The sequence below is a fragment of the Pseudomonas sp. UBA6753 genome (genome assembly GCF_002453565.1).
GTDB lineage: Bacteria > Pseudomonadota > Gammaproteobacteria > Pseudomonadales > Pseudomonadaceae > Aquipseudomonas > Aquipseudomonas putida_Z.
In genome coordinates, this window is the sequence record NZ_DKHD01000051.1 from 1 (window position 1) to 6,302 (window position 6,302).

Annotated in this window: 5 protein-coding genes; 2 read left to right on the plus strand and 3 right to left on the minus strand. The window is 64.4% G+C overall.

Features of this window, described 5'->3' with window-relative positions; all coding sequences use genetic code 11:
• Window positions 1-1,321, minus strand: a 1,321-nt coding sequence (locus tag B2790_RS19200) for an acetolactate synthase large subunit (protein WP_286919509.1), incomplete at its 3' end; no start/stop codon positions are given.
• A gap of 170 nt (window positions 1,322-1,491) precedes the next feature.
• Between B2790_RS19200 and B2790_RS19205 the strand changes: the two genes are divergently transcribed.
• On the plus strand, window positions 1,492-2,373 hold the full coding sequence (locus B2790_RS19205; RefSeq protein ID WP_061302335.1) for a LysR family transcriptional regulator: 882 nt from the start codon (window positions 1,492-1,494) through the stop codon (window positions 2,371-2,373).
• Between the two features lie 259 nt (window positions 2,374-2,632).
• Window positions 2,633-3,817, plus strand: a complete 1,185-nt coding sequence (locus B2790_RS19210) for an MFS transporter (protein ID WP_286919510.1) — start codon at window positions 2,633-2,635, stop codon at window positions 3,815-3,817.
• A 233-nt stretch (window positions 3,818-4,050) separates the two neighbouring features.
• On the opposite strand, the gene B2790_RS19215 is transcribed toward B2790_RS19210, so the two are convergent.
• Both B2790_RS19215 and B2790_RS19220 read right to left on the minus strand, forming a co-directional pair.
• Window positions 4,051-5,313 carry a HAMP domain-containing sensor histidine kinase gene (locus B2790_RS19215; protein WP_286919511.1) on the minus strand — a complete coding sequence of 421 codons (1,263 nt, stop codon included), beginning with the start codon at window positions 5,311-5,313 and terminating at the stop codon, window positions 4,051-4,053.
• Window positions 5,310-6,002, minus strand: a complete 693-nt coding sequence (locus B2790_RS19220; RefSeq protein ID WP_075045281.1) for a response regulator transcription factor — start codon at window positions 6,000-6,002, stop codon at window positions 5,310-5,312. The genes B2790_RS19215 and B2790_RS19220 overlap by 4 nt, the downstream gene beginning before the upstream one ends.
• Between the last annotated feature and the right edge of the window lie 300 nt (window positions 6,003-6,302).

Sequence of the window (6,302 nt, forward strand, 5' to 3'; positions counted from 1 at the left end):
GGCTGTTCATCATGAAGCCGCCATCACCGCACACCGAAATCACCGGGCGGTCCGGGTGCACCAGGTGCGCGGCCATGGCCGATGGCAGGCCCGCGCCCATGGTCGCCAGGGCGTTGTCCAGCAGTACGGTGTTCGGCTTGTGCGCCTTGTAGTTACGGGCGAACCAGATCTTGTAGATGCCGTTGTCCAGGGCAACGATGCCTTCGGACGGCAGCACGCGACGGATATCGGCGACCATGCGCTGCGGGTAGACCGGGAAGCGGTTGTCGTCGGCACCTTCGGCGATTTGCGCTTCGTTGGCCTCACGGATGGCCATCAGGCGGGTGAAGTCCCAGTGCGACGTGTCGTTCAGCGCTTCGCTGATCTGCCACACGGCGTTGGCGATGTCGCCGATCACTTCCACCTGCGGGAAGTACACGGCATCGACTTCGGCGGAGCGGAAGTTGATGTGGATGACTTCGGTGCCGCCACGGACCATGAAGAACGGCGGCTTCTCGATCACGTCGTGGCCGATGTTGACGATCAGGTCGGCGGCTTCGACGGCGCGGTGCACGAAGTCACCCGACGACAGCGCGGCGTTGCCCAGGAAGCGCGGGTGACGCTCGTCGACCACACCTTTGCCCATCTGGGTGGTGATGAACGGGATGCCGGTCTTGTCGATCAGCTGCTTGAGGACCTTGGCGGTCATCTTGCGGTTGGCGCCGGCGCCGATCACCAGGATCGGGTTGCGGGCGTTCAGCAGCTTTTGCACGGCAGCGTCGATCGCCACGTGCTCGGCCAGCGGACGGCGGTGCAGGCTTGGCGGGATCGGCAGTGCGTCGGTCTGCTCGGCGGCGATGTCTTCCGGCAGCTCCAGGTGCACGGCACCCGGCTTTTCTTCTTCAGCCAGGCGGAAGGCTTCGCGCATACGGGCCGGGATGTTGTCGGCGGAGGCGAACTGGTGGGTGTACTTGGTGATGGGGTCCATCATGCCGCACACGTCGATGATCTGGAAACGGCCCTGCTTGGACTTCTTGATCGGCTTCTGGCCGGTGATCATCATCATCGGCATGCCGCCCAGGTAGGCGTAGGCGCTGGCGGTGACCAGATTGGTGGCGCCAGGGCCGAGGGTCGACAGGCTGACGCCGGTCTTGCCGGTCAGGCGACCATAGGTGGCAGCCATGAAACCTGCGGACTGCTCGTGACGGGTAAGTACCAGCTTGATCTTCGACTTGCGCAGGGATTCGAGCAGGTCGAGGTTTTCCTCACCAGGAATGCCGAATACATACTCGACACCTTCGTTTTCCAGGCATTGCACAACGACATCGGCGGCCTTGGCCATTTGGGGTACTACCTCAAAATCTTTGTGGGATTGCAGATTTATTAAGCTGCGTGACTGAGATGTTGCAGGATGTCTCAGTGGCGCGCATCGTAGGCCCTCTGGTTAATAATAATAAATATATTGTTATGATGCTTGGCATCACAGTTTGTTATAAACGGTAAACCCCCTCAATGAACCTCAAGGCATTGCGCTGCTGCGTCGAGATCGTGCGCCAAGGCAGCTTCACCAAAGCCGCGCAGCACCTGCATATCGCCCAGCCGGCACTGAGCATGGCCGTTACCCGCCTGGAAGAAGAACTGGGCGTCACCCTGTTCAACCGCACCACGCGCAAAGTCATCCTCACAGCCGAGGGCGAACGCTTCCTGCCACGTATTGCAGCGGCCCTGCGGGAAATGGATGTGGCCCGGCAAGAACTGCGCGACATGGCCGACCTGAAGCGCGGCGAAGTGCGCCTGGGTATCCCGCCGATGTTCGGCCTGCACTATGTGCCCGGCTTGATGAACGCCTTCCGCCAGCTGTACCCGGGTATTGCCATGACCGTGTTCGAAGGCAGTGCCGAGGACATCGGCCATCGCCTGGAACAACGGGAAATCGACCTGGCGCTGCTGGAGTCCAGGCGCGTGCCGCCCGACAAGGAATCGATCCTGCTGGGCAGCGACGAGATGCTGGCGTGCATGCACCCTGACCATCCCTATGCCGGCAAGGCCTTCCTCACGGCCGAGGACCTGCGCAATACCGACATGGTGGTATTCGACCGCACCTTCGTGCAGCGCCACCTGCTGGATGCGTTCTTCGCCGAACATGGCATCACTTACCAGGTAGCACTGCAGAGCAACTTCGTATCGCTGGTGGTACAGGCCGCGCTGGACAACATGGGCGTGGCGACCCTGCTGCGCTCGGTGCAACAACGCACGCCGGGCATCGTCGGCGTACCGTTCCAGCCAGCGCAGCAGATGAGCTTCCGCTTGTGCTGGCGGTCGGGGGAATACCTGTCGCTGGCCAGCAAGCGCTTCATCGATTTTGCCGCGCAGACTCATTACCTAGAGCGTTGATACCAGCCTGTTCCGGCCCTTTCGCGGCTAAAGCCGCTGCCACAGTCATCACGCAGATCTACTGTGGGAGCGGGCGTGCCCGCGAACACCGGCGCAGCCGGTGCCATCCTCCGCGCTGGATTCTTCGCGGGCATGCCCGCTCCCACAGGTGCTGTTCATGCCGCAGGTCCAGGAACCCGGCCAGCTTCCTCGACGTCACTGTCACGGATTGACTATGATCCCGCCTTGAACGTTTCAGCATGTTTCAACAAGGATCCAGATGTCAGTTCAGGAATTACCCCCTCTCCCTAGCAAAAGTACCGTCGCGAAGATGGAAGCCGCCATGGCGCTGGGCAGCTTTGCCATTGGCACCGGCGAGTTCGCCATCATGGGCCTGATGCCCGATATCGCCAGCAACCTGCAATTGAGCGAGCCCCAGGTGGGCCATGCCATCAGCGCCTATGCGCTGGGCGTGATGGTCGGCGCCCCGACACTGGCGATCATCGGTGCCCGGCTGTTGCGCAAGCACATGCTGCTGTTGTTGATGGCGCTGTATGCCCTTGGCAACCTGGCTACCGCCTTCGCCCCCTCGTTCGGCGGCCTGGTCGCCTTCCGCTTCATCAGCGGCCTGCCCCATGGCGCCTACTTCGGCATCGCGGCGGTTGTGGCGTCGAGCATGGTGGCCAAGGACCAGCGGGCGGGGGCCGTGGCCCGGGTGATGATGGGCCTGACCCTGGCCATGTTGCTCGGCAACCCGGTTGCCACCTTCCTGGGCCAGTACTTCGGCTGGCGCTCGGCGTTCGTGCTGGTCGGCGCGATCGCCCTGTGCACCATCGCCCTGGTCTGGCGCTTCGTGCCCCAGCGCCACGATGAAGTGCGCAGCGACCCGCGCAAGGAACTGCAAGCCTTCACCCTGCCGCAGGTGTGGATGGCGCTGGGCATCGCCTCGATCGGCTTTGCCGGCATGTTCTGTGTGTTCAGCTACCTGGCGCCGACCATGTTGCAGGTGACCCAGGTGTCGCCGCAGTGGATTCCGTTCGGCCTGGCGGCGTTCGGCGTCGGTGGCATTGTCGGCAACATCGCCGGAGGCAAGCTGTTCGACCGCCTGCAGTTCCGCGCCGTCGGGCTGGTGCTGGTGTGGTCGATTGCCGTGCTGCTGTTCTTCAGCTTTGCCGCCCAGGCGCTGTGGAGCCTGCTGCTGGGCATTGGCCTGGTCGGCACCATGATTGCCCTGGCGGCGCCGTTGCAGATCCGCCTGATGGACATTGCCCATGAAGCGCCAAGCCTGGCGGCGGCGTCCAACCATGCGGCGTTCAACCTGGCCAATGCGCTGGGGCCGTGGCTGGGCGGCATGGCGATTACCGCAGGCATGGGCTGGACCAGCACCGGGTACATCGGCGCGGCTACGGCGCTGGTCGGGCTGGGGATCTACCTGGTGGCACGGCGGATGAAAGGCGGGCACTAGGACCGAATGCGGTTCTGTACTTTGGGGCTGCTGCGCAGCCCTATCGCGACACAAGGCCGCTCCCACAGGTACAGCAACAACCTCGAGAGCAACGCTGTACCTGTGGGAGCGGCTTTAGCCGCGAAGAATCCAACGCGGTGCATGGCACCGGCTGCGCCGGTGTTCGCGGCTAAAGCCGCTCCCACAGGGTCCTTGCTAATTCAATGAATGCAGTTCCATGAGAGCGGCCTTGCTCAGCCAGGGTTTGCCTGCGGCAGCTCGATGCGCACCCGCAACCCGCCACTCGCGGCGGCCAATGCGGTGATGCTGCCGCCGTGCAAGGCAACGGCCCGCTGGGCAATCGCCAGGCCCAGGCCAAAGCCGTCACCGTTACTGTCGGTGCCGCGGTCGAATGGCTCGAAGATGCGCTGCAGGCGCGCCGGCTCGACACCCGGGCCATGGTCGCTGACGCTGACCTGCAACCATTGCCCGCCCGGCGCCAGCGCGGCCTCGACCAACACCTCGGTACCTGCTGCGGTGTAGCGCACGGCATTACGAATGATGTTCTCGAACGCCCGGTACAGCAGTTCTTCATGCCCATGAGTGATAAACGTGCCCTGGGCCTGCAAGCAAACCTGGCACTGCTTCATGCCGGCCTCGAAGCGGGCGTCTTCGACGATCTGCGCCAGCAGTTCGACCACATCGAGGGTGGCGAAGTCGTCGCCCTGCCGCGACTGGGCGCGAGCAAGGGTCAGCAGTTGCTCGATCAGGTCGTCCATGCGCCGCGACTCGCGCTCCACCCGTTCAAGCATGTCGAGCCGGTCTGGTTGCTGGCGCATCAGGCCGATGGCGGCATGCATGCGGGTCAAAGGCGAGCGCAGTTCGTGGGAAATATCGTGCAGCAGGTTCTGCTGCGCCTGCACCAACGCCTTGAGCTGACCGGCCATGCGGTCGCAGTCTTCGGCCAGTTCGACGATTTCGTCACGGCGTTTGCCCAGCCTGGGTTTGACCCGCACCTCGAAACGCCCCTGGGCGACCTGGCTCATTGCTTCGCGCAGCCAGGCCAGCGGGCGAGTCAGGTACAGGCTGCACAGGAAGGCGAACAGCGCACTCATCAGCGTGCCGGTAAACAGCGGGCCCATGCCGCGCGGGCGTGGTGGCTCGCCAATGGTCGTGGCCACCGAAGCGCGCAGCAACAGCGGGCGGCCGTCGCGGTCGCTCAGCGCCTGCTCGAACCGGGCCACTGGCACCGCCCTGCCGGCCAGCAACCGGCCCTGGCTATCGTAAAGGCCCACCTGCACATCCGGCGGCTGCGGCGAGACCTCGAGCAACTGTCGGCCAGCCTGCTCGCCGTAACGTTGCAACAGCTGCAGTTCAGTGGCCAGCAGCGAGCGCAGCGCCGGGGTATCACCACGCAGGTCATTGAGCATGAAGGCGCCCGCGCCCACCAGGAAGGTCAGGGTGTTGGCCAGCCAGAAGGCCAGGAACAGCTTCCAGAACAGGCGCCGGCGCATCATTCGACGATCAGCATGTAGCCCATGCCGCGCACGCTCTGGATCCAGCTGCTGCCATCGGCGCGCGGCCCGAGCTTTTGCCGGATGCTGCTGATGTGCACGTCGATGCGCCGGTCGTAACGGGTCAGCGGCCGGCCCAGGGCATTGAGCGACAGGTCCTGCTTGCTGACCAGCTGGCCGGCCTGGCGGGCCAACGCTTCGAGCAGGCTGAACTCGGAGCCGGTCAGCTCGAGGATGGCAGCGCCCCAGTGCGCCTCGCGTCGACCAGGCCACATCTTCAGGGCACCGCTGCGCACCTGTTCGGGCACCATGCCTTCGCCCATCAGTTGCGGCTGAACACGGCGCAGGATCGCCCGCAGGCGGGCCACCAGTTCGCCGGGGGAGCTGGGTTTGGGCACATAGTCATCGGCACCCAGCTCCAGGCCGGCGATGCGGTCGATGTTGTCGCCACGGGCAGTCAGCAACAGCACCGGTACCTGGCTGCGCGCACGCACACGCCGCAGCACTTCGATGCCCGAAATGCCCGGCAGCATCACGTCCAGCACCACCACCTGATAGTTGCCGGTCAATGCCTGGGCTTCGCCCTCCTCGCCAGTGCCGACGGCGGTGGCCTGGAACCCTTCGCGGGCCAGGTACAAAGAGAGCATTTCGGTGAGTTCGCGGTCGTCGTCGACCAGCAGCACAGGGATCATCAGGGCCAGGAATCGTGATTGCAGGGGTTGCAATGATCCCCCCCGGCGGCCAGCACTGTCACCGCCGGCCGGTCGGACTTTACACATCTTTACCCTCGGCTAACCGCGCCGAACACAGCCCGCCCGTATCCTCATCGCCCGCTGCATGCGGGTTGCCCGCGCTTGCTCCCTCCGAATCCGCTTGTCTGGAACCCTCGATGAACTACCCGCGCCTGTTGCTCTCCGTCCTGCTGCTGAACGCCACGCTGGCCCAGGCCTCCCCCTTCAGGATCGCCGACATCCGCGTCAACGGCCTGCAGC

Excerpts from the sequence above, each read along its gene's own strand:
- B2790_RS19205 (WP_061302335.1), top strand. The coding sequence starts at position 1,492 with ATGAACCTCAAGGCATTGCGCTGCTGCGTCGAGATCGTGCGCCAAGGC.
- B2790_RS19210 (WP_286919510.1), top strand. The coding sequence starts at position 2,633 with ATGTCAGTTCAGGAATTACCCCCTCTCCCTAGCAAAAGTACCGTCGCG.
- B2790_RS19215 (WP_286919511.1), bottom strand. The coding sequence starts at position 5,313 with ATGATGCGCCGGCGCCTGTTCTGGAAGCTGTTCCTGGCCTTCTGGCTG.
- B2790_RS19220 (WP_075045281.1), bottom strand. The coding sequence starts at position 6,002 with ATGATCCCTGTGCTGCTGGTCGACGACGACCGCGAACTCACCGAAATG.